The sequence below is a fragment of the Pseudoalteromonas sp. KG3 genome, from assembly GCF_030436385.1.
Classification (GTDB): Bacteria; Pseudomonadota; Gammaproteobacteria; order Enterobacterales; family Alteromonadaceae; genus Pseudoalteromonas; species Pseudoalteromonas prydzensis.
In genome coordinates this window covers 1,310,808-1,331,853 of sequence record NZ_CP098523.1, presented here as the reverse complement: position 1 = coordinate 1,331,853, position 21,046 = coordinate 1,310,808, and the positions used below count along the sequence as shown (strand labels likewise).

At 37.3% G+C, this 21,046-nt stretch carries 22 protein-coding genes; 16 read left to right on the top strand and 6 right to left on the bottom strand.

What is annotated here, in order from left to right; translation table 11 throughout:
- The first annotated feature begins 1 nt into the window (after position 1).
- Genes NDQ71_RS06405 through NDQ71_RS06385 form a run of 5 tightly spaced genes read left to right on the top strand, consistent with a single transcriptional unit; the run spans position 2 to position 4,861 of the window.
- Complete coding sequence (locus NDQ71_RS06405; protein WP_301562445.1) at positions 2–1,372, top strand: FAD-dependent oxidoreductase; 1,371 nt, start codon at positions 2–4, stop codon at positions 1,370–1,372.
- Positions 1,373–1,375: 3 nt separating this feature from the next.
- Positions 1,376–2,050: a class I SAM-dependent methyltransferase gene (locus NDQ71_RS06400; RefSeq protein WP_301562444.1), complete on the top strand. Its 675-nt coding sequence runs from the start codon at positions 1,376–1,378 to the stop codon at positions 2,048–2,050.
- On the top strand, positions 2,043–2,573 hold the full coding sequence (locus tag NDQ71_RS06395) for a GNAT family N-acetyltransferase (protein ID WP_301562443.1): 531 nt from the start codon (positions 2,043–2,045) through the stop codon (positions 2,571–2,573). Before NDQ71_RS06400 ends, NDQ71_RS06395 begins: the two co-directional genes overlap by 8 nt.
- The gene (locus NDQ71_RS06390; protein WP_301562442.1) at positions 2,563–3,867 is read left to right on the top strand and encodes a DUF4910 domain-containing protein; all 1,305 of its coding nucleotides are present in this window, start codon (positions 2,563–2,565) and stop codon (positions 3,865–3,867) included. Before NDQ71_RS06395 ends, NDQ71_RS06390 begins: the two co-directional genes overlap by 11 nt.
- Before the next feature lie 7 nt (positions 3,868–3,874).
- Positions 3,875–4,861: a GNAT family N-acetyltransferase gene (locus NDQ71_RS06385; RefSeq protein WP_301562441.1), complete on the top strand. Its 987-nt coding sequence runs from the start codon at positions 3,875–3,877 to the stop codon at positions 4,859–4,861.
- Here NDQ71_RS06385 and NDQ71_RS06380 read toward each other — a convergent pair.
- Complete coding sequence (locus NDQ71_RS06380; protein ID WP_301562440.1) at positions 4,845–5,960, bottom strand: UDP-N-acetylglucosamine 2-epimerase; 1,116 nt, start codon at positions 5,958–5,960, stop codon at positions 4,845–4,847. The two genes, NDQ71_RS06385 and NDQ71_RS06380, sit on opposite strands and share 17 nt — an antisense overlap.
- A gap of 132 nt (positions 5,961–6,092) precedes the next feature.
- On the opposite strand from NDQ71_RS06380, the gene NDQ71_RS06375 reads away from it, so the two are divergent.
- Genes NDQ71_RS06375 through NDQ71_RS06335 form a run of 9 tightly spaced genes read left to right on the top strand, consistent with a single transcriptional unit; the run spans position 6,093 to position 14,527 of the window.
- Positions 6,093–7,412 (top strand): aminotransferase class III-fold pyridoxal phosphate-dependent enzyme, encoded by a 1,320-nt coding sequence (locus NDQ71_RS06375; protein WP_301562439.1) that lies wholly within the window; start codon positions 6,093–6,095, stop codon positions 7,410–7,412.
- Positions 7,412–8,173, top strand: a complete 762-nt coding sequence (locus NDQ71_RS06370; RefSeq protein ID WP_301562438.1) for a glycosyltransferase family protein — start codon at positions 7,412–7,414, stop codon at positions 8,171–8,173. The genes NDQ71_RS06375 and NDQ71_RS06370 overlap by 1 nt, the downstream gene beginning before the upstream one ends.
- Positions 8,166–9,242, top strand: coding sequence for a pseudaminic acid synthase (gene pseI, locus NDQ71_RS06365; RefSeq protein WP_367318007.1), 1,077 nt, complete (start codon positions 8,166–8,168; stop codon positions 9,240–9,242). The genes NDQ71_RS06370 and pseI overlap by 8 nt, the downstream gene beginning before the upstream one ends.
- A 2-nt stretch (positions 9,243–9,244) precedes the next feature.
- A complete protein-coding gene (locus NDQ71_RS06360) occupies positions 9,245–10,621 on the top strand; it encodes an FAD-dependent oxidoreductase (RefSeq protein ID WP_301562656.1) in 1,377 nt (458 codons plus the stop codon).
- The gene (locus NDQ71_RS06355; RefSeq protein ID WP_301562437.1) at positions 10,621–11,580 is read left to right on the top strand and encodes a glycosyl transferase; all 960 of its coding nucleotides are present in this window, start codon (positions 10,621–10,623) and stop codon (positions 11,578–11,580) included. The genes NDQ71_RS06360 and NDQ71_RS06355 overlap by 1 nt, the downstream gene beginning before the upstream one ends.
- Complete coding sequence (locus NDQ71_RS06350) at positions 11,577–12,248, top strand: class I SAM-dependent methyltransferase (RefSeq protein ID WP_301562436.1); 672 nt, start codon at positions 11,577–11,579, stop codon at positions 12,246–12,248. The genes NDQ71_RS06355 and NDQ71_RS06350 overlap by 4 nt, the downstream gene beginning before the upstream one ends.
- Positions 12,239–13,174, top strand: coding sequence for a DegT/DnrJ/EryC1/StrS family aminotransferase (locus NDQ71_RS06345; protein WP_301562435.1), 936 nt, complete (start codon positions 12,239–12,241; stop codon positions 13,172–13,174). Before NDQ71_RS06350 ends, NDQ71_RS06345 begins: the two co-directional genes overlap by 10 nt.
- Positions 13,155–13,793, top strand: a complete 639-nt coding sequence (locus tag NDQ71_RS06340; RefSeq protein ID WP_301562434.1) for a bifunctional 2-polyprenyl-6-hydroxyphenol methylase/3-demethylubiquinol 3-O-methyltransferase UbiG — start codon at positions 13,155–13,157, stop codon at positions 13,791–13,793. Before NDQ71_RS06345 ends, NDQ71_RS06340 begins: the two co-directional genes overlap by 20 nt.
- On the top strand, positions 13,790–14,527 hold the full coding sequence (locus NDQ71_RS06335) for a WbqC family protein (RefSeq protein WP_301562433.1): 738 nt from the start codon (positions 13,790–13,792) through the stop codon (positions 14,525–14,527). Before NDQ71_RS06340 ends, NDQ71_RS06335 begins: the two co-directional genes overlap by 4 nt.
- Here NDQ71_RS06335 and NDQ71_RS06330 read toward each other — a convergent pair.
- Genes NDQ71_RS06330 through pseB form a run of 3 tightly spaced genes read right to left on the bottom strand, consistent with a single transcriptional unit; the run spans position 14,524 to position 17,539 of the window.
- A complete protein-coding gene (locus NDQ71_RS06330) occupies positions 14,524–15,381 on the bottom strand; it encodes an aldo/keto reductase (protein ID WP_301562432.1) in 858 nt (285 codons plus the stop codon). The genes NDQ71_RS06335 and NDQ71_RS06330 overlap by 4 nt on opposite strands.
- Positions 15,378–16,541 carry a UDP-4-amino-4,6-dideoxy-N-acetyl-beta-L-altrosamine transaminase gene (gene pseC, locus NDQ71_RS06325; RefSeq protein WP_301562431.1) on the bottom strand — a complete coding sequence of 388 codons (1,164 nt, stop codon included), beginning with the start codon at positions 16,539–16,541 and terminating at the stop codon, positions 15,378–15,380. The genes NDQ71_RS06330 and pseC overlap by 4 nt, the downstream gene beginning before the upstream one ends.
- Positions 16,538–17,539 (bottom strand): UDP-N-acetylglucosamine 4,6-dehydratase (inverting), encoded by a 1,002-nt coding sequence (gene pseB, locus NDQ71_RS06320; RefSeq protein WP_301562430.1) that lies wholly within the window; start codon positions 17,537–17,539, stop codon positions 16,538–16,540. The genes pseC and pseB overlap by 4 nt, the downstream gene beginning before the upstream one ends.
- A 209-nt stretch (positions 17,540–17,748) precedes the next feature.
- On the opposite strand from pseB, the gene NDQ71_RS06315 reads away from it, so the two are divergent.
- Both NDQ71_RS06315 and NDQ71_RS06310 read left to right on the top strand, forming a co-directional pair.
- Positions 17,749–18,534 (top strand): flagellin, encoded by a 786-nt coding sequence (locus NDQ71_RS06315; protein WP_301562429.1) that lies wholly within the window; start codon positions 17,749–17,751, stop codon positions 18,532–18,534.
- 163 nt (positions 18,535–18,697) lie between these two features.
- Entirely contained in the window at positions 18,698–20,134 is a 1,437-nt protein-coding gene (locus NDQ71_RS06310) for a sigma-54 dependent transcriptional regulator (RefSeq protein ID WP_301562428.1), read from the top strand.
- Positions 20,135–20,464: 330 nt separating this feature from the next.
- Here the strand turns inward: NDQ71_RS06310 and NDQ71_RS06305 are convergent, their stop codons facing one another.
- Both NDQ71_RS06305 and NDQ71_RS06300 read right to left on the bottom strand, forming a co-directional pair.
- The gene (locus tag NDQ71_RS06305) at positions 20,465–20,749 is read right to left on the bottom strand and encodes a type II toxin-antitoxin system RelE/ParE family toxin (protein ID WP_192540957.1); all 285 of its coding nucleotides are present in this window, start codon (positions 20,747–20,749) and stop codon (positions 20,465–20,467) included.
- Positions 20,739–20,981, bottom strand: coding sequence for a type II toxin-antitoxin system RelB/DinJ family antitoxin (locus NDQ71_RS06300; RefSeq protein WP_192540956.1), 243 nt, complete (start codon positions 20,979–20,981; stop codon positions 20,739–20,741). The genes NDQ71_RS06305 and NDQ71_RS06300 overlap by 11 nt, the downstream gene beginning before the upstream one ends.
- Between the last annotated feature and the right edge of the window lie 65 nt (positions 20,982–21,046).

Here is a 21,046-nt window from a genome sequence, read left to right as displayed (position 1 = left end):
TATGGAAAAAAAGAAATATATTATTGTCGGAGGAGGCCTTACAGGCCTTTTTGCTGCAAATGCATTGTTAAGTAAGGCCAATGTTGAGGTCACCTTAGTTGAATCTGATGATAGATGTGGGGGGCTCCTGAGTGCTTTTAAGTCTGAGCGTGGAATTAAATACGATCAGGGTACACACTTAGCGTCAAAAACAGGTATTGCTGAAATAGATGATATTTTGTTTAGCACAAAAAGTTTTTCTGCAGAATGGTCCACATTTCCATTTTTGAAAGCAGGTAATTACTTTGCAGGCGTGTGGAATACAAAAACTCAAGTCGCAGATATTCGTCATCTACCAAAGCCGCTTTATGCACAGTCAGTTGCCGCCATCATGAACAGAGTAGCAGCTGAGACTAGTAGTTTCACAAATTATGTTAAAAGTAATTTTGGACTCCCTGTTTTTGAGCACTTGTTTCTGCCTGTAGTCCATAAATTATATGGTAAAGATGTCAACCTAAATGATCTAAAAAGCGACGTTGGTTACTTTGGCTTAAACAGGGTTGTAGCTTTTGATACTGAACTTACTGAAAAGCTAAAAGAGATAAGTGATTTTGATAATAAAATCGCGTTTGAAACTGTCAGCGATTATGCTAAAAAGTCCACAACCGACACTTCATTTTATTACCCTAAGCACCCGGATGGAATACAACATTGGGTCGATAATTTAACTGAACGCGCAGTGTCCAAAGGATTAAAATTGTTATTAAACCGAAGAACTGAGCGGCTTGAGACGACTGAAGGTGCTGTAAGTTCAATCGCGTTAGATGATGGTACTCGTTTAGAGTGTGATGAGGTTGTATGGACTATTCCAATACCGTTAGCACTTAAGCAAGCAAATATCGAATATACGAGTAGCTTTAAGCCGAAACTCATGACTGCAAACCTATTTCATTTTATGTTTGATAAACCGGTTTTAAATACAGATAACCAGTATGTTTGGAATTGGGATGCAGAATTTAAAACGTTTAGAATAACTCTATATGATAATTTTGCTGAACACCTTCCTCAGGGGTATCGAGTTACGATGGAGATTTTAACCGGCCCAGGCGATGATATTGAAGTAAATATTGAGAGTGCTTTTAGCGAATTAAAGGCAATGAATCTAATAACATCAAATCATAAAATTTTAGACAGTTCACATCAAATAATTAAAAATACATTTCCTGAACCTACCAAACAATTAACGTTAAGTAATCAGGCTCTTTTGAGAGTTTTAAATGACAGTCTCAGTAATATAATTGTTGCTGGTCGCCACAGTGCTAAAGTGTGGTCACAGTCTGATGTGTTGCTGGATATCTACCAACAGTTAAATTTGAGTACTTTAAAGGTATAAAATATGAGTTTTTCTAATGAATGGGATGAACAATACAGAAATAATAACCATATGTCCGTTTGGCCTTGGAGCCAGCTAGTTAGTTTATGCTTAAGGCACACTCAACTTGGCAATCGCGATCCTGATTTTTATGTATTAGAAGTTGGCTGTGGGGCAGGTGCAAACATTCCCTTCTTTTTGTCTTATACGGACAATGTGTTTGCGTTAGATGGCAGTGTTTTTATTATAGATGCTTTAAAAAAACGTTTTTCAGATATTGAAGGGGATTTTTTAGTGTCTGATTTTACAAAAGAAATTCCATTTCAAAAGACGTTCGATCTGATTGTTGACCGAGGCGCTTCGGTTCATAATGAAACAGAATCGATAGAACGGTATCTTGAACTTGCTTATCAAAAGCTCAAGCCTGGTGGCAACCTCGTAATTACAGACTGGTTTAGCACAGAGCACGGCTATTTTGAAAAAGGAATGGCCAGTGACAAAAGCGAGTATACCAAATCAGGTTATACGTCAGGCCCCTTTGCTAATGTTGGTAATGTACATTTCTTTGATAAAAAAGAGATTCAAAGGCTTACAGCTAAGTTTAAAATATGCCATCTGGAGCACTCAATCACAAAGGTTGATGGCATTGAAGAACAGGGAGCTGCTTGGCATTTAGTATTGGAAAAAATAGATGCATAAGCACAAAGATGCTTTTTTATTAGAAACTGAGCGCTTTAAGCTTGTCGAATTAGAAAAGAAAGATGCAAGCGATCGCTATCTTTCCTGGCTTTCTAGTAAAGCGGGTGAATTTTTATCATTCAAAGCTTGCGAAAAAGAAAGCTTAGAAAACTATATCTGCTCACAGAGAGAGAATGAAAATGTGCTCTTGTTAGGAATATATACGCTGCTTGATGATGAGCATATTGGCAATATTAAATTTGAGTTTATTGATAAAACTAAAAAAATAATTGAAATGGGTGTTTTAATTGGTGAGCAAAGTTATCAAGGGATTGGTGTTGCTAGTGAAGTTATAAAAGCGTTTGCGAAGTATAGTTTAGTAAACTATGGCTCAGAATTAATGGTGCTAGGGGTGAGTAAGCACAATACACACGCCATAGCTGTATACAAGAAAATTGGATTTGATTACGAACATCGCCCACTTTCAGCTATTAATAGTGAAGACGGTATACTTATGTCTTGGAGTTTTAAGAGTGGAAATTGAACAGCCAAATTATCCTGCTCTTGGTGACGCGATGCATAAATGGGCATCTGATTTATTTCCAATTTGTAGGAGTTTAACTGGGGCTGGTGTGAGAGAAAGTCTTCATTACTTGTCTTCGCATCTCGATGGTTTAAAGGTTCATAGTGTACCATCAGGAACAGCTGTGTTTGATTGGACAATACCTCTAGAGTGGTCAATTGAAGACGCTTACGTTTTAGATCCTGCTGGTAATAAAGTCATTGATTTTAAAAATTCTAATTTACATGTTTTAAACTATTCAACTCCAGTTGATGTAGAGCTGTCACTAAATCAGTTAAATGAACACTTATACTCTCTTCCTGATATGCCAACCGCAATTCCTTATGTAACCTCTTATTATGCTCCGAGGTGGGGGTTTTGTCTAGCACAAGAGGAGCGTGATAAATTAAAAGATGGGCTCTATAGAGCTGTTATTAAAAGTAACCATTATCATGGCTGTTTAAACTATGCCGAGTACTTCTTAAAAGGTGAAACAGACGAAGAAATTTTAATTTCTACGTATATTTGTCATCCTTCTATGGCAAATAATGAGCTTTCTGGACCTGTTGTTACTACTGCTTTAGCAAACTTGATAAGAGAGTTGCCTTCTCGAAAATATAACTATAGATTTGTATTTGTGCCTGAAACAATTGGTGCGATTACATTTATTTCTGAAAACTTAGCGCACTTAAAATCAAAGGTTGTAGGTGGGTTTGTTCTTACATGTATTGGGGATGAAAGAAACTATTCTTATCTGCAGTCTAAACAAGAGGGGACTCTTTCTGATAGAGCTGCAATGCACTCAATGAAATCGTTAGTTGGCGATTATAAGCTATATGACTTTCTCTCTAGAGGGAGTGATGAACGCCAGTATTGTGCTCCAGGCGTTGATTTGCCAATTGGTTCAATTATGAGAACGCGTTACGGTGATTACCCCGAGTACCACACATCGCTAGACGATTTGTCGCTAGTTACAGCATCAGGGCTAGCGGGAGGTTTAGAGGTGTGCTTTGAGACGATTAAGTTAATTGAAGCAAATGAAACTTATAAAGTAACCGTTTATTGCGAGCCACAGCTAGGAAAAAGGGGACTATACCCAACAATCAGTAGTATGGCTTTGGATTATACAGATGTGCGCACATTAACAAACCTAATCGCCTACTGTGATGGTAAGCACGATTTAATTGCTATTGCTGAAAAAATAAATGTGAATGCACGAGAGCTGATCCCTGTTGTTAAAAGGTTAGTAGATGAGGGTCTACTTGAAAAGGTATAAAAAATAAATGTCAAAACTTACTAAGTATAAAATGGTATCCACTAAGCTAGATGCTAAGTGGGATAATTATGTCCGCGAGTCTAAAACATCAACACCATTCTTACTTTCTACTTATGTCGTCGCTTTGGATGGTAATTTTAGGGCGTACTATTGCTTAAAAGGGAATGAGATCATCGCAGGTTTGCTAATTGCAGTTGATGACTCAGGTTGCAATGTGGTAGGCCATGAGTTAATGGTTCATGATGGTCTTTTTTACGTAAACTTTTCTGCTTTAAATCAGTCCCAAACGCTTTCAGAAGAACATAAAATTTCGCAGTTTATTGCTGAGTTTTTAGCTGGAAATTATAAAAGTATTACCCTTTCTTTCTCTCCTAAAATAGTCGATATAAGGGCGTTTCAGTGGGTTAACTATCATAATAACTTACCTAAGTATTCTGAGAGTATTCGTTATACGAGCTACGTGAATATAGCGGAATTCGCTGATGAAAGTATTGATTTTAAAGACTACAAACTCTACAAGAATGCATCTGTTTCTAGGCGACAAGAAATAAGATATGGCTATGCTAAAAATGTTGTTGTTGAATACACGGATAGTATTGAAGAGTTTCTTTATTTGTATGAAAAAACATTTGAACGCCAAAATATCATTTTGCAACAAAATTTGCTTCCCCAGATGAAGGTGTTGTTAAGTAATTTACATGCTTCAGGTGACATTAAAATTTATACTGCGAAGAATGAAAACGGTAATGTTGGTAGTATTGCAATTTTTCTTTTATTAAATGATACCGCCTACTATTTGTTCGGTGCAAATGATTATTCATTACGAGCTGAGCATACCGGAACAGCTGTACTTTGGCGAGCTTTCAAGTTCCTATCAAAGTTGGGTGTAACAACAATTGATCTTGAAGGTGTTAATAGTCCTGAACGAGGGTGGTTTAAACTCAGTTTTGGTGGTGCGATTGTTCCCTATTTCAATGTTAATTATGTAGATTAATGAGTTTATCTATGTGCTTAGTTATGGCCTGACATGCGCCACCTTTTGTCAATTCGAATTGTTGATTATAAGATGTTAGTTGTTTTGTTAAGAGGTTTTTTATAACAGTAGTAAGTTTGTATCTTTTACGAATTGCTGTAGTTTTTCCTCTTTGTTCTAATAAATAGGTACTTTTCTTATTTGAGCTTAAGTGTAAACTAATCGTTGGCTTTTTAAACAGTATAGCTTCTAGAAGTACGGTTGAAGACATACCAAAAACAATATCGCAGTGCTTAAACGAATCAAATACTGATTTTTCTGGGCATATTGACGTAAAGGCAAATTTTTCCAAAAACTCAGAATATCTTTTTTCAGATTCTCTCGGGTGAGGCTTAATGACTAGCTTAATCTTTCGCTTAATGTCTAAAGCTTGGATGTGTAGACATAGGCTTCTCAAGGTTGTTTTTTCTGTATAACCATGAATGCTTCTACCTAACTTATTACCGTAAATTTTTGTAATAGGTTCAGATGCGAATAAAATTGTAACCGAATTAAAGCTTTTTGGTTTAGCTATTTTTGATTTTAGCTTGAGGTGATCAAAATAGGGGGAGCCTAAAGGATAAATAATGTTATGTGGCAGACCCTCATGGACCATACTAAGTTTGGCAACCTGATCCATAACAATTATAGATGTTGGTAATATATACTCATCAACAGAATACGTATTTTTATCCTGATGTGTATCGTGCTTCTTAAGAAAGCGCAATGAGTAGTTCATCCATTGATCTAATATAGCGATGCTGGGAATATTTAATTTTTTCCCCACAAGCCAAGCGGTACGTTCTATAAAATCTCTTCCTGTTGTACTGGTTATTATTAAGCATGGATTATAGGAGTTAATAAGTGACTCTATGGTTTGTATGTCATATTCTTTGATATCTTTGCTAAGCAACGTTACATTTTTATAGCCATTGCTAGTCAAGTGCTTTAAAGCAGCATATCGGGCGAATAAGACTGTATTGTAATTTTTTTTCTGTAAATAGTTAGATAAAACAGCAATAGAATTAGCCCCACCAGGATCTGCTGCGAATAGCATGATAGTTTGTTCATTTCTTTTCATTTCAATGGTTCCAATACAAAATACACTGATAAAATAATTAATGAGGAGTTTGCTCTTAAATATTTAATATTTTGCTACAATAGCCGATAAACAGTTTGTATGCTTTTATTTAGTGATTAAAGAGGCCGTCTCATGTCAAGTATAGAATTAGGTCAGCGTTTGTGGGAAAAAGCAAAAAAAATTATACCAGGTGGTAATCAGTTACTTTCTAAAAGAGCTGAAATGTTTCTACCCGATAACTGGCCTGCGTATTATAAAAAGGCTAACGGCTGTGAAATTTGGGATTTAGATAATAACCATTATTATGACTTTTCTATTATGGGTATTGGAACATGTTCACTAGGGTATGCTCATCCACAAGTATCAGAGGCTGTTATCAACGCGATAACTCAAGGTTCAATGAGTAGTTTAAATTGTTATGAAGAAGTTGAATTAGCAGAAAAATTACTAGAAATTCACCCTTGGGCTGGTGGTGCTAGGTTTACTCGAGCTGGTGGTGAAAGTTGTGCACTTGCTATCAGAATTGCGCGCTCTTATTCCCAAAAGGATAGAATTGCATTTTGTGGCTACCATGGTTGGCATGATTGGTATTTAGCAACAAATTTAGCATCTAAAGGTAATCTAGATGAGCAGCTATTACCGGGCCTAGCGCCCAGTGGTGTACCGCGGCAGTTAGCTGAAACAGCATTACCTTTCAAAGAAGGTGACCTTGTAGGCTTTGATAAGCTACTAGCTGAAAATGATGGCACATTGGGTGTTGTAATCATGGAAGTCTTTAGGCATGGCATGCCTGATGTTGGATTTTTAAAAGCTATAAAAGAGCGTTGTAAAGAGAACGGAATAGTATTAATTTTTGATGAAATATCTTCTGGATTCAGGCTCAATACTGGTGGTTCTCATTTGTTATTTGATATAGAACCGGATATTTGCGTATTGGGTAAAGCAATGGGTAATGGGCACCCTATTGGTGCCGTGATTGGTACTGACGAAGTGATGGATGCCGCTCAAAAATCGTTTATCAGTAGCTCTTATTGGACTGAAAGAGTTGGCTTTGTAGCTGCATTGGAAACTCTTAAAGTATTTAACGAGCAAAGTGTTTGTAACACATTACTTGAAACTGGTCGATACCTTAAGTCTAGAATGGATGAGGTTGTAAAAGAAATTGGGTTCAATTTAAAAATTATTGGCATAGACAGTGTACCTATCCTTGTTTTCCCAACTGAAGCATCACTGGTTTTGAAAACTCTTTACACCCAAGAGATGTTAAAGCGTGGATTTTTGGCTTCCAACGTTATTTATATTTCTTTAGCACATGAGAGACACCTATGTGATCAATTTTTGGCTGCATTTGAAATAGTGATTAAAATATTGAAAGACGCACAAGTTAGTGAAACATATAATGATCTACTCGAGGGTCCTGTCTGTCATAGTGGATTTCAAAGGCTAAATTGATGAATAAAACCATCGCTTTTGTCCAAGCAAGGATGTCCTCAACGAGATTACCGAAAAAAGTACTAAGGGAAATTAATGGTATCCCAGTAATTGATCACCTTGTTTGTCGTTTAGAAAAATCGGCTTATATCGATGAGATAGTGGTTTTAACCTCTACTAATAGTGAAAATGATGAACTAGTCAGTTTTCTTGAAAGAAGAAAAATAACGTATTTCAGAGGCAGCGAAGATAATGTGTTATCTCGTTTTGTTGGCGCTTTAAATATATATGAGGCTGACAACGTGGTGCGAATAACTGGAGATTCTCCCTTTATATGCCCAGAAATTTGTGATGCACTCATAAAGAAGTTTTTTGACACAGGTGCCGATTATGCGTATTTGGATGAGCGTTTTGCAGAAGGTGTTGATTGTGAAGTGATAAAAGCATCAACACTTCATAATATTGACACTTTAGCTACGCTACCATCTGAGCGTGAGCATGTAACACTTTATCTTTTTAATAACCCCGTTGGCTTTAAAATTGAATTACTTGAAAATGCATCCGATGACAGTCAATTTAGGTTTACACTTGATACAGTTGAAGATTGGTCTGTAATCGAAAAAATTGGGAAGTATTTTTTAGATAAAAGTTTAGACGTAAACTATGAAGCAATTAAAAGGTTCATTGCCAGTAATGAAGATGTTTTCAATTTAAATAAGCATATAGTCCGTAACGAGGGGCTATTAATTTCATTAGAAGAAGAGCGACATGCCGGTGAATAATGACTTTGCTATTTATATAAACGATAAAAAAATAGGTATAGATACACCCACCTATATTATCGCTGAAGTTTCAGCGAATCACTGCGGAAGCTTAGATAAAGCAATCGAAATGATTCGAAAGGCTAAAATGGCTGGTGCAGATGCTGTTAAGTTACAAACATATACAGCAGATACTATCACGCTTAATTGTAATAAAAGCGACTTCATATTACCCACTGATAACCCATGGGAAGCTCACAATACACTTCATGCGCTTTACTCAAAGGCCTATACACCTTGGGAGTGGCATGAAACTTTATTTGATGAGGCAAAGTCTATCGGAATTGATATTTTTTCAAGTCCATTTGATAGTACTGCAGTCGATTTATTAGAAGCATTAAACGCCCCTGTATATAAAATTGCCTCTCCAGAGATCACCGATATAGCTCTATTATCTCGAGTGGCGCAGACTAAGAAGCCGGTTATTTTGTCTACAGGAATTGCTGAATATGAAGATATAGCCTTAGCTGTTGATACCCTTCGCGAAAACGGTTGTGAACACCTAGTTATATTAAAGTGCACAACGGCGTACCCAACACCTTTCGAAGAATGTAATTTAATGACGATTCCTGATATCAATCGACAGTTTAAATGCCTTTCGGGGTTATCTGATCATACAAGAGGTATTGTTGTTCCAGTTGCTGCTGTGGCACTTGGTGCAAGAGTTATAGAAAAACACTTTGTCTTAGATAAAAGCGACGAGTCTGTTGATGCTTTCTTTTCATTAGATTATGCCGAATTTTACGAAATGGTAAAGAGTATTAGACAGTGCGAAAAGGCATTAGGTCAGGTAAGTTATGCGATAACAGGCTCTGCTCAGAAAAACTTGTTGGCTAGACGTTCTTTGTATTTTTGCCGTGATATAGATGCGGGACAAATTATTAAAAGAGATGATATACGTTCTGTTAGGCCAGGGTTTGGTGCTCATCCAAAGTATTTAGAGCAGTATATCGGTAAGACGATGAGTAAATCTATTACTATGGGAGACCGAGTGTCAACTGATGTAATTATGGGTTCTATTGAGGATTGAAAATGGGTAAATGTGTAGTCGTTGGTGGTGGTGTAGCTGGGTTAGTGGCTGCATATTTATTGAATAAACAGGGAAGGAATGTTGTATTAATTGAGCAATCAGAGCAGTGTGGTGGGTTGCTTAATTCAGTTACGGACGATGATGAAAATTATTTTGATCAGGGAACACATATCCCAAATTTAACCGGTATTGATGAGTTAGATAATTTTTTATTTGGCTCCGAGGTTGAACAAAAAGAAAGTTGGCTCTGTATTCCTCAATTAAAAACAGGAAACTATTTTGCTAAAAAATGGGATTATGAATCCCAGACCATAGATGCAAGGAAACTGCCTTTAGCTCTTTATGAACAGGGGATTGGTCAGCTTATTAGCCGCAACTCAGACTCAAGTGCAACTAATATTCAAGATTACTCAGAAGAAACGTTGGGGCCAATATTTTTTGAAAACTTAGTTAAACCTGTTATTGATAAGCTTTATGGTGAGCAGGGTGATTATACAAAATTAACATCCAAGAATAGTGTTAATTATTTTGGTGCCACTCGTATTATAGCGCTGGATGAGGCTGCCACTGAAAAATTAAAAGAGTTACCAGTATATGACGCTAAGCTCGGTTATCATAAACACAAAAGCTACCAAGAACGCTTATATAGTGATGGAATTAAAGAACCCGCATATTTGTATCCTAAATCCTCAAAAGGGATGCAGGCTTGGGTCGACGACTTAGTCAATAAAGTAAAGCAATGTGGGGTAGAAATAAAAACACAGTGCGAGATTGCAAGTTTACATAAAAATAATAGCAAGATTACAGAGGTAAGGCTAAATAATGGAGAGATAATTAGCTGTGACTTACTCTATTGGAGCGCGCCACCATTTATTGCTTTGAATGCAATGAACATGCAAACAAAACCCGTAAGTGTAACTTTCAGAACCGCACACATTTATCACTTTTGTTTAGATAAACCGCTTACAGATAAGTCTTCACATTACCTTTGGAATTGGGATGAAAGTTCGCGTGTTTTTAGGGTTACACTCTATGGAAACTTTAACAGCCTCAAGCAAAATCAAATTACAGCAGAAGCTTTAGCTGATAAGTCAGAAAACGAAGTACCACCTAAGCAAGTATTTGAAGATTTAATTAAAATGAATTTGATCGACGCTAATGCGAGCCTGCTAAGTTATAAACATCAGGTAATACATAATACGTTCCCAGTACCAACATTTGAGTTTGAGCAAAGTGTTATCAGAAATTACAATATGCTTAAAGAAAGCGCAGACAATATTATAATTTCAGGCCGTTTTAGTGGTAAGTATTGGCTACTCGGTGATGTATTGGTTGACACATTTAACGCGATCAGTAATACGCTAAGCGATAGTCACTAATGTATGATTTTATGTTCTATTGTAATGCTTCAAAAAGGACAGGATATGGGCATTTATCGCGATGCTTAAATATTGCTAGAGAGATCAGTGATTTTCTAAATAAAGGTACAGTACATTTCATCGGAGAGTTTGATAGTTTTTCCAAAGTTCGCATTAATAATCTAGGCTTCGGGCTTTTATCAGATATACCTCAGTTAAAACAAACATCGGTATTTATATTTGATGACTATACCATCGATAAGAGTATCTTTATTGATGTGAAAGAGATGGGACATAAAGTTTGTATTATCGACGACTTTGACCAGTATAACTTTGATTTTGCAGACCTGATTATTAACTTTAGGTTCAATGCCCATAAGTTCTGCATGCAGACGCCTGCACATAGGTTGGGTTTAGGATTCTTTTCTTTTTCTGAAGAACTCACTCAATTACGTACAAGAAAAATGATGCAACCGAGAAAAGAAAAGTTAGATACCGTTCTAATTTTTATTGGTGGAGATGATCGTTTTGGGGTTGCTAATAAAGTTATTGAGGCGATTGATCAACTGTTAATAGGTAAGAGAATCTTCTTGTTGAGTAAACAAAGTAACCACATAAATATGAAGCATAATACGATTGAGATAGTCAATTTTGTAGAAAATATGTCTAACCTCTATGAGTGTGTTGATTTAGTCATAAACGGTGGTGGACTGACTAAATATGAATCAGGTTATTGTTTGTTACCAAACTGTGCCATCTCGCAAACAAGTGAGCAGCATTTGGATACAATCGAATTAGCGCATGCTAATTTGACATTCGATCTAGGGTTAGCTGATGGGATCGAAGTGAACGAGTTGGTTTATAAAATGAAGTTGTTTATCGATGAAAAGATTGAAATGCAGTACGAAGCCATGAAGATAGCATACACGTTAAATTCTACTAACTGTTTAGCAAAAGAGATTATAAAGGTTTCAAAATGAGTGAGTTTAATTCTAAACAAGCAGAGTGGGATCAAATCGCCCGTGATAATCATGATTTTAAAGCACAAGTTGGTAGACCTTTTGAGGACGAGCTATGGCAGGCACTTACCGATGACGTTGAAAAGAAACTTTCTTTCTCAGTGAAAGGCAATAATGTCTTAGATGTAGGGTGTGGTAATGGTCTGTTATTATCAAAATTATTGAGTAATTGCACTGGGTGTTCTGGGGTTGATTATTCCGAAGTTATGATCGAAGAAGCGAAAAAGTTATTGCCTATGGGATGCTTTTATCAATCTGAGGCCAATAATCTACCATTCGAGAAACACCAGTTTGACCGAGTCTTGAGTTACAGTATTTTCCATTATTTTCCAAGTTATGATTATGCGCTTTCGGTAATAAAAGAAATGATACGAGTGTGTAAGCCCGGAGGCGTTATTCTGATTGGTGATGTCTTAGACAGTCAGTTTGAAAAAGAAATAAAAGCAACCAGTAATTTAGAGTATGAGAAGACTATTCCCTTAATACATCGTTATTCTAAATGGCGTTTTTTCTCTTTTGAGCAACTAAAAAGTGATTTAGAGGGGGCTGTTCGCAATGTGGAAATTCTATCACAGCCTAGTACATTTCCATTATCTCAATATCGTAAGGACATGAGGCTATGGATTTAATCGAATTAGAGCGTGAACTAGCTTCTCGGTTTATTAGAGATTTTGCGTTATTGACAAGCTCAGGCAGTTTTGCAATTGTCACAGCACTCAATGCATCAAATGTAGCTAAGGGTAGCTCAGTAATAATGCCTGCGAGTTGTTGTCCTATTGTATTATTTGCTATTCAAATGGCTGGGTTTAACGTTGTGCTAGCAGATGTTTCAATGAACTCGTTGTCAATGGAGCTCAGTGATATTGTAGCTGTATTTGACAGCTCTGTTTCCGTTATCGTGGCCGTTCATGGCTATGGGCACTATTGCAAAATTGATGATATCGTTGCATTTGCAAAAAGAAGGCATTTAGTGGTCATAGAAGATGCTTGCTTAGCTTATGGTGGAACTTATAAAAATAAGCCTTTAGGAAGTTATGGTGATTTTTCCATATTGAGTTTTGGCTATGATAAGCCGATTAATAACCAATATGGTGGAGCAGTATTAACAAATAACAGTGATTATTATCAACGTGCAAAAGAATTTATATTTAATAATAAAATGATCCAGTATGCAGAGTTTGAACAATTAGGAACCTTAAAAGCTCAGGTTTCTAAATTGCAAGAATATGGCCAATCTCGCAAGTCGAACGTGGAGTATCTTCAAAATAATATAAAGAACCCGCTGTTTACTAAGGTACACTTTGATCAAGAAGTTAGCTTTTGGCGCTACCCACTTTTACTCGAAAATAGAGATCCATTTCTCGTAAAAGCAAAGCAAGAAAATATAGTCTTTACTAAACATTATCAGTCTCTAGGTGACTTGCAGACGCATGGATACTTTCCAAACTCAAGGCGTATTAGCAATCAGATTATTAACTTATTTGTCCGTCCAGAAACACCGCAACAACAGCTAACTGACATGGTGACGTTTATTAATGCCTACAGATACGAGTAACTATTTAAAATCATATTACCAATCACTTTATAAAGAGTATGGTGATAGTCATAAAGCGGTACAGCATGTATCAAAAGAGGCTCAAAATGTTCGTTTTGATATTTTTTTAAAGCTTATATCAAAGAAAAGCAAAGTAATTGATTTGGGTTGTGGGCTTGCGGATATGCTTATTTATTTTAGAGAAAATGGCTTTCAAGGAGAGTATTTAGGCTATGACTTAGTACCTGAATTTATTGAGTCAGCGAAGAATAAGTTTGCAAATGATCAAAAAGCAGAGTTCGCTGTCTTTGATATTTATCAGGATGATATCGCAAAAGGTTATGATCATATTCTGATTAGCGGGGTTTTTAATAATAAGATGAGTGACAACTTAGCGTTTTTGGATTTCACAATTGCTAAAAGTTTTTCTAGCGCTAGAAAGTCGGTAGTTTTTAATGCACTATCAACCTACGTTGATTTTTTTGATGATTCTTTATTTTATGTAAGCCCTGTCACTCTCCTCGATGAATTTAAACGTAATCTAACTCCATTTATCTTTCTAAAGCATGATTATGTAACGAAAGAAAATGGTTTTCCTTATGAGTTTACAATGAAACTGAGTAAAAAGGCTGATTCATGATTTTAAGTGTTATGCAACCGACTTATTTACCTTGGCTTGGCTACTTTTCTTTAATAGATAGTGCTGATAAGTTTATTTTTTTAGATAATGTAAAACTTGAAAAAAGTGACTGGCATATTCGTAACAGAATTAAAACAAAAAACCAGGCACTCATGTTAAGTTGCCACGTTACAACGCCAGATGGGCGTATGGGCGCGACTATTGAAAATACGCCATACATAAAAGCAGATTCTTGGAAGAAGAAGCACTTAAAGAGTATTTACGAAAACTACAATAAAACAGCGTATTTCGCTGAACTATTTCCCCGCCTTTCTGAGGTATTTGAAAAAGATAATTTAAATACTGTCGCAAAATTTAATATCGCATTGATTAAAATGCTTATGAAATATATGGGTATAACAACACCTACTTGCAGTTCGTCACAGTTATCTAGTGTCTCAGGCATTAAAGATGAGCGTTTAGTGTCTTTGTGTGAGGTTATGTATTGTGACACCTATCTATCTCCGCTAGGTGCTAAAGATTATATTGAAGCAAACACACCGGGTGGTGAGCTGGTAAGCAATGGGATTGATGTGTTTTACCAAAACTTTGAACATCCAAATTACATTCAGCAAAAAGGTGAATTTATTTCTCACCTTAGTGCTTTAGATTGCTTATTTAATATAGGCCCAGATAATACGTTAGTGTTGATCAGAGAATCGACAAAAGCGCCTATCAATTATATGGATCTCTAACTTATTTGCCAGTTTGCAGGGTTAATAAAGCGCTCATCCTGTAAGCTGATTTCTCCAAAGTCGATATCGTAATTTTGGTTATCTATATTTATTAATATGTCTTCAAGCTGGGCCAAATTATTTATACCGACAACGACTTTATCGATTTGAGTAATATTTATTACGTAATTTAGTGCTAACGAGAGAGGGGAGATGTTTAGTTTTTTTGCTAATTGGTGGAATTGTTCTAGTTGAGGCTTTATCGGGTTAAAATATGCAGGCCAGTCTCCCTCACTCATCAGAAGTAGTCCTTGCAAAAAAGCGGATCGGGTATGGACTTCAATGTTTTTGCTCTTTAGTCTATCTAAAACCCCTGTTTTGATAAACCGCTGATCAAATATGTTTACAGGTATTTGCACCAAATCTGCAAAACAAAGCATTTCATCCGATACTTGTGTCGGCGAGTATAAAGATAAACCTATTTTTTCTACCAGTCCCTGCGCTTTTTTGTTCTTTAAAATAGCAGTTAATTCCGGATAATGATTAAAGTCTTGTGCGTTATGTAATAGCAAACCATAGATAGCTGGCAGCTGGAGATCTTTAAGCGTTTTATCTAAGTCGTATGTGACGTAATCATTTACATTACTTTGCGATGTTATCGGCTTCACTTTACTCACAACTTTAAAAGACGAAAGACCACATTGGCCTAATCTAGCCTCCGCATCTCCATATGCAGAAGCGGTATCAATTGTTGTGATTGATGCCGTTTTTGCAAGTTCAATTATCTGTTGAATTTGATTCTGAGAGGTCTGGCCTGAGGTATTACTCACACCGTAATTTATGCCAAATTGGACAGTTCCTAAAGCAATTTTCATAAAAACTCTATGATTGTTTTTATTATGTAATCCTGCTCCAAATTTGTTAGTTTTGGATGCAGTGGAATGGTAAGCGCAGAATGATAATATTCAATCGCATTTGGAAAGTCAGATTTTTTGAAACCAAGTGCTTGATAGTAAGGTTGTATATGGATAGGTATGTAGTGCAAATGGCTTGTAATATCGTGCTCTCTTAAAGAACAAATGAGCTCTTTATGCTTTTTAACGGCATCCCCAGTTAATCGAATAATATACAAATGGTAACTTGAATAGCTTTGTGAAGATTGATGTAAGTGTGAAATTGGTAAGTTTTTAAATTCGTTAGTATAAATATTAGCTAGTTTATTTCGCTCAGCGACAAATTGATCAAGCTCTTTAAGCTGACTTAGCCCTAGTGCAGCTTGTAGTTCAGTCATTCTATAATTAAAGCCAAGGTCAATTTGTTGGTAATACCAAGGTCCATGACTGAGCTCTGTCATTTCATCAGGATCACTGGTAATGCCATGACTGCGTAAACGCTTTAAAAGTTTTGCTAGTTCTTCATTATTTGTAACCGCCATGCCGCCTTCAGCTGAAGTGATGATTTTTACGGGATGAAAGCTGAATACGCAAATATCAGAAAATTCACAATTTCCAACGGGTTTATCAAAATATTTAGCACCAATAGCGTGGGAAGCATCTTCGATAATTTTAAAATCATATTTAGTAGCGAGCTGATAAATGGCTTGCATATCGCATGATTGGCCTGCCAAATGAACTGGGATAACTACTTTAGGGAGAGAGTCTGTTTTTTTTGCACTGATTAATTTTTGTTCTAATGCGCTAGGTGACATATTCCCTGTATCTAGATCTATATCAACAAAGTCGACTTTGGCACCACAATATAATGCGCAGTTTGCCGAGGCTACAAAAGAGATCGGAGAAGTCCAAACAATATCACTTTTCCCAACGCCTAATGCTAAGCAAGCGATATGTAGAGCAGATGTGGCGCTATTAGTCGCACACGCAAATTCTACACCACAGTAATCAGCAATAGCTTGCTCAAAAGCGGGTACTTTAGGACCTTGTGTAAGCCAGTCAGACTTTAATACATCAACAACGGCCTCTATATCGTCTTGTGAAATACTTTGCTTGCCGTAAGGAATTACTTTATTTGTCATAGTAGTGCTTGCACATTAAAGTCTTTTATTTCTTCAAAAGTCATATAGTGTGGGTTGCTTAAAGAGTTATATTCAAAACCTTGTTTTACTTTTTTCCCTTTTTCACCCAACGCATTAACAGTGAAATCATTACTGCGGCTGCTAAACTTAATTCCAGGGGCGATTAAAAAATGATCTTGATATTCATACGTTTCAAAGCATAAGTCTGCAGGGCACATTACTTCATGAAGCTTTTCACCTGGACGAATACCGATTATTTTAATAGGTAAATCAGGCGCCATAGCTTTAGCTAAATCAGTAATACGGATTGAGGGTATTTTGGGCACGAAAATTTCTCCCCCTAACATCCTCTCAAAGTTAGTTAAAACGAAATCAACACCTTGTTGTAGGCTTATCCAAAAGCGGGTCATTTCTTCATGGGTGATAGGGATATGGTCGCGACCTTGATCAATGAACCTTTGAAAAATAGGAACAACTGAGCCACGAGAACACACTACATTACCATAACGTACAACGGAAAAAGTGGTTTTATGGCCTCCCGCAATATTGTTAGCCGCTACAAATAGCTTATCCGATGCCAATTTAGTAGCGCCATATAAGTTTATTGGATTAGCCGCTTTGTCAGTTGAGAGTGCGATAACTTTCTCAACATTATTATCAAGGGCAGCATCAATCACGTTCTCCGCACCGTTTATATTGGTTTTAATGCATTCCATAGGATTGTATTCAGCTGCGGGAACTTGCTTAAGCGCAGCTGCGTGAATCACATAGTTAACCCCACGCATTGCTCTACGTAAACGGTCCTTATCACGTACATCACCGATGAAATAACGCATACAGGGTTGATCAAACTCTTGCTGCATTTCAAATTGTTTCAGCTCATCACGAGAGAAGATAATTATTTTTTTAGGCTTGTATCGTTCAAGTAACGTTTTTACGTATTTTTTACCGAATGATCCGGTACCACCGGTAATTAAAATTGTTTTGTTATCGAACATAGTTTTACCCAAGTTATTTATCATTGGCGTAGTTATAATAAAAATTAAATACGCAAAAAGTGAAATTTAATACACTGCTCAGTACTTTACCTATTAACAGAGTAAGTTAGCAAGCACGATGCCAAGTTAATTTAATTAAACCATGGTACAAAGTGCAAAATTTGGCAAATTAAGCTACAATTTAACCAATCAGCGTGTCGGAGCCTGTTATGAAAATTCAATCACCAGCAACTAATTTTTTGAACCAAACACAGCAAACCAGTAACAAGCTTGCAGAGCAACTTGCTACGGGTAAAAAAGTAAACTCTGCAGCGGATGATGCCGCTGCATTACAAATAATCGATAGATTAACTTCGCAGCAAAACGGTTATAGTCAAGCGGTGAATAATGCCTATGATGGTATTTCTTACTCGCAAGCGACCGAATCAAACTTATCGGGTGTGAATGATGCTGTTTCGCGTATTCGTGAATTGTCCATCCAAGCCGGGAATGGGGCATTAAATGATACTGACCGTGCTGCTTTGCAAGAAGAAGTGGTGCAGTTACAAGGCCAAATTACCGAGACGTTTGAAAATGCTAATTTTGCAGGAAAACCTTTGTTTGATGGTCAGTCGGTGTCGTTTCAAGTTGGCCCTGATGCGAATACAAATCAAACGATTACTCCTTCGGACGGTAGTTTTGCATCAGTAATATCAACAATTGATATTTCTACTCAAGCAGGTGCTCAAACAGCAATTGATATTAGTAGCCAAGCTAGCGAGGAAATTAATGCACAACGAGCTGAATTAGGGGCTTTTCAAAATACTTTGGCAAGTACCATTAAAGGCTTGGGGACTCAGCAAGTAAATATCGCAGCGAGTCAAAGTCGTATTCAAGATACAGACTATGCGCAGGCGGTTTCACAGCAGGTATCAAATGACATTTTAGCACAAGCGTCAATTGCACTGCGTGGACAAGCCAACCAATCTGCTGAATCTATTTTAGGCTTGCTTTAACATTAATGATACAGCAGTAATTCTTAAGTATTACTTGCAATTAGCTAAGCGTCTATTTTTTGGCATGGTTGTCAAAAAACTGCCGCTTAGTGCTTGCATCCCTCCCAAACTCGCTTACAATTTAAATTATTAATAGCTTGTAGTAACTGTGGTTCGCTAAATAATGATCTTGATCTTAGATAATAATAATAATCGTGCGATTGGTTTACATGCTGCGCTTACCTTTATTGGTGAGGCCGTGCAACTGCTTGATGATGCAAGCCTTGAACAAGAATGTGAAAAGTACCAAAAACAATCATGTATGGTGATCCTTGGCGCTCTGCAAGACTCAGATCATGAAAGCCTGATCAAGCGCTATCCTACATTACCTTTCTTACTAATTGGCGAAACGCTTAAACCACTATTAAGTATTGCTAATGTTGTAGGCCTTATTTGTGAGCCGTTTAATCATGATGTCACCACCCAATTAATACATGACTGCCAACAATATCAACGTATGCTGCCAAGTGATCATAAGCATACAAAACCACACAAAACTTTTGATGGCTTAGTTGGCGAGACCGAAGCGGTTAAAGATGTACGTTTTTTAATTGAACAAGTTGCTAAAACCGATGCCAATGTGCTGATACTCGGTGAATCTGGAACGGGTAAAGAAGTGGTGGCGCGAAATGTTCATCTATTATCAAAGCGCAATTCAGGGCCGTTTGTGCCAGTTAACTGTGGTGCTATTCCGGCAGAGTTACTTGAAAGTGAGTTATTCGGTCATGAAAAAGGCGCGTTTACTGGGGCTATTTCTGCTCGCAAAGGCCGTTTTGAGCTAGCCCAAGGCGGCACCCTATTTTTAGATGAAATAGGCGATATGCCACTGCAAATGCAAGTTAAGCTGTTACGTGTACTGCAAGAACGCAGTTATGAACGGGTTGGCGGGACCAAAGCTATCCAGGCTGATGTAAGGGTCATTGCGGCCACGCACCGTGACCTTGAGCTGATGATAGAGCAGGGCAGTTTTCGTGAAGATCTCTATTATCGGCTCAACGTTTTCCCCATTGAAAACCCATCACTAGCAGAGCGCGCCGATGATATTCCATTATTATTAAAAGAGTTAATGCGCCGCATTAGCGAACAAAGTGGCACAACTGCTAAATTTACCGAGCGCGCAATTGATAGTCTTAAAGAGCATACGTGGCCGGGTAATATTCGCGAGTTAGCTAACTTAGTTGAGCGTATGGTGATCATGCTGCCAGATAAAGTGGTTGATATTCCCGATCTGCCTGCTAAATACCGTTATATTGAAGTCGATGCTTACGAACCCGAATACCCAGAAGAGCTGCTGGAACGTGATGCGTTTAACGATATTTTCAGTACCGGCTTTAGTGATTATGACGATGAGCCAGAAGTTGAAGCAATTCAGCCATCGGCAGATCTTTTACCCGACGAAGGTATCGAGCTAAAAGATTATTTGGCTGAACTTGAGATCAGTCTGATCAGCCAAGCGCTTGAGCGTTATGATTACGTAGTCGCGCGTGCCGCGGAAATTTTAGGTGTACGCCGCACGACTTTAGTTGAAAAAATGAAAAAATATAACTTATCACGAGATTAACAGCTAAGAGCAGGTTTTAGGTGTCAGGTAGTAGGTTTAGGCAGAAATTAACCAAGCACGATGGTGATTACAGCTTTAGAATGGGCTTCGTCATTACTCGTATGAGTTAAACTTGCTGACGTGCACACCGTCTTTATTACGGGGGGCTGTGGTGAATAAATCACTAAAAACTATTTGCACAAAGAGAAGACAATGAGGGTAAATGAGAAGAAAAAATGCTACGGGCTTCGAGCGACGGTCTTCGAATCCCCTAAAATCTAAACCTTTATTTTTACCTCCAAAACAGATAATAGGGATTCTGAAAGATTACCAAATGAAGTTTGAGGGATTTTAAACTCGTTTCTCCGCATTTTTGTAAGCTTCTGACTTATTTCTTTTCCCTATTGCGACAATAAGAATAGACACTTTTTCGTCATACACTTGGTATATCAACCGATACCCTGCTTGACGTAATTTGATCTTGTAACAGTCAGGGAGTTCCCTTAACCGGTTAGCTTCAACTCTGGGTTGCTTCAGCACTTCACTTAACTTCTTTTTAAACTGCTTTTGTACTGTTTCACCTAATTTATGCCATTCTTTAAGCGCTCGTGGATCAAACTCTAATTCATAGGTCATCCAATGAGACCTTCACACCAGCTTTTGGATCAGCTAAACGAGCTTTTGCTACAGTAATTAGTGCTTCATCTTCACTGGTTAGTAGCACTGATTTAAACGGCAATGCCTCTCTTTGTGCAACGTATTCCAATGTTTGCCTTAGTAGCTCTGACGGAGTTACACCTAATTTCTCTAATGCTGCATAGGAACGCTCTTTCAAATCATCATCAACACGAATATTAATAGTACCCATAGTGCACCTGTAATTACAATTGTATATACGTAAATTGTATGCAATTGAGATAAAAATGCAAGAGC

What these genes read in the sequence shown, in the direction of transcription:
- NDQ71_RS06310 (WP_301562428.1), top strand. Translation starts at nt 18,698, where the DNA reads ATGATCTTGATCTTAGATAATAATAATAATCGTGCGATTGGTTTACAT.
- NDQ71_RS06305 (WP_192540957.1), bottom strand. Translation starts at nt 20,749, where the DNA reads ATGACCTATGAATTAGAGTTTGATCCACGAGCGCTTAAAGAATGGCAT.
- NDQ71_RS06330 (WP_301562432.1), bottom strand. Translation starts at nt 15,381, where the DNA reads ATGAAAATTGCTTTAGGAACTGTCCAATTTGGCATAAATTACGGTGTG.
- NDQ71_RS06370 (WP_301562438.1), top strand. Translation starts at nt 7,412, where the DNA reads ATGAATAAAACCATCGCTTTTGTCCAAGCAAGGATGTCCTCAACGAGA.
- pseB (WP_301562430.1), bottom strand. Translation starts at nt 17,539, where the DNA reads ATGTTCGATAACAAAACAATTTTAATTACCGGTGGTACCGGATCATTC.
- NDQ71_RS06355 (WP_301562437.1), top strand. Translation starts at nt 10,621, where the DNA reads ATGTATGATTTTATGTTCTATTGTAATGCTTCAAAAAGGACAGGATAT.
- NDQ71_RS06380 (WP_301562440.1), bottom strand. Translation starts at nt 5,960, where the DNA reads ATGAAAAGAAATGAACAAACTATCATGCTATTCGCAGCAGATCCTGGT.
- NDQ71_RS06400 (WP_301562444.1), top strand. Translation starts at nt 1,376, where the DNA reads ATGAGTTTTTCTAATGAATGGGATGAACAATACAGAAATAATAACCAT.
- NDQ71_RS06405 (WP_301562445.1), top strand. Translation starts at nt 2, where the DNA reads ATGGAAAAAAAGAAATATATTATTGTCGGAGGAGGCCTTACAGGCCTT.
- pseC (WP_301562431.1), bottom strand. Translation starts at nt 16,541, where the DNA reads ATGACAAATAAAGTAATTCCTTACGGCAAGCAAAGTATTTCACAAGAC.
- NDQ71_RS06385 (WP_301562441.1), top strand. Translation starts at nt 3,875, where the DNA reads ATGTCAAAACTTACTAAGTATAAAATGGTATCCACTAAGCTAGATGCT.
- NDQ71_RS06350 (WP_301562436.1), top strand. Translation starts at nt 11,577, where the DNA reads ATGAGTGAGTTTAATTCTAAACAAGCAGAGTGGGATCAAATCGCCCGT.
- NDQ71_RS06335 (WP_301562433.1), top strand. Translation starts at nt 13,790, where the DNA reads ATGATTTTAAGTGTTATGCAACCGACTTATTTACCTTGGCTTGGCTAC.
- NDQ71_RS06315 (WP_301562429.1), top strand. Translation starts at nt 17,749, where the DNA reads ATGAAAATTCAATCACCAGCAACTAATTTTTTGAACCAAACACAGCAA.
- NDQ71_RS06340 (WP_301562434.1), top strand. Translation starts at nt 13,155, where the DNA reads ATGCCTACAGATACGAGTAACTATTTAAAATCATATTACCAATCACTT.
- NDQ71_RS06300 (WP_192540956.1), bottom strand. Translation starts at nt 20,981, where the DNA reads ATGGGTACTATTAATATTCGTGTTGATGATGATTTGAAAGAGCGTTCC.
- NDQ71_RS06375 (WP_301562439.1), top strand. Translation starts at nt 6,093, where the DNA reads ATGTCAAGTATAGAATTAGGTCAGCGTTTGTGGGAAAAAGCAAAAAAA.
- NDQ71_RS06345 (WP_301562435.1), top strand. Translation starts at nt 12,239, where the DNA reads ATGGATTTAATCGAATTAGAGCGTGAACTAGCTTCTCGGTTTATTAGA.
- NDQ71_RS06395 (WP_301562443.1), top strand. Translation starts at nt 2,043, where the DNA reads ATGCATAAGCACAAAGATGCTTTTTTATTAGAAACTGAGCGCTTTAAG.
- NDQ71_RS06360 (WP_301562656.1), top strand. Translation starts at nt 9,245, where the DNA reads ATGGGTAAATGTGTAGTCGTTGGTGGTGGTGTAGCTGGGTTAGTGGCT.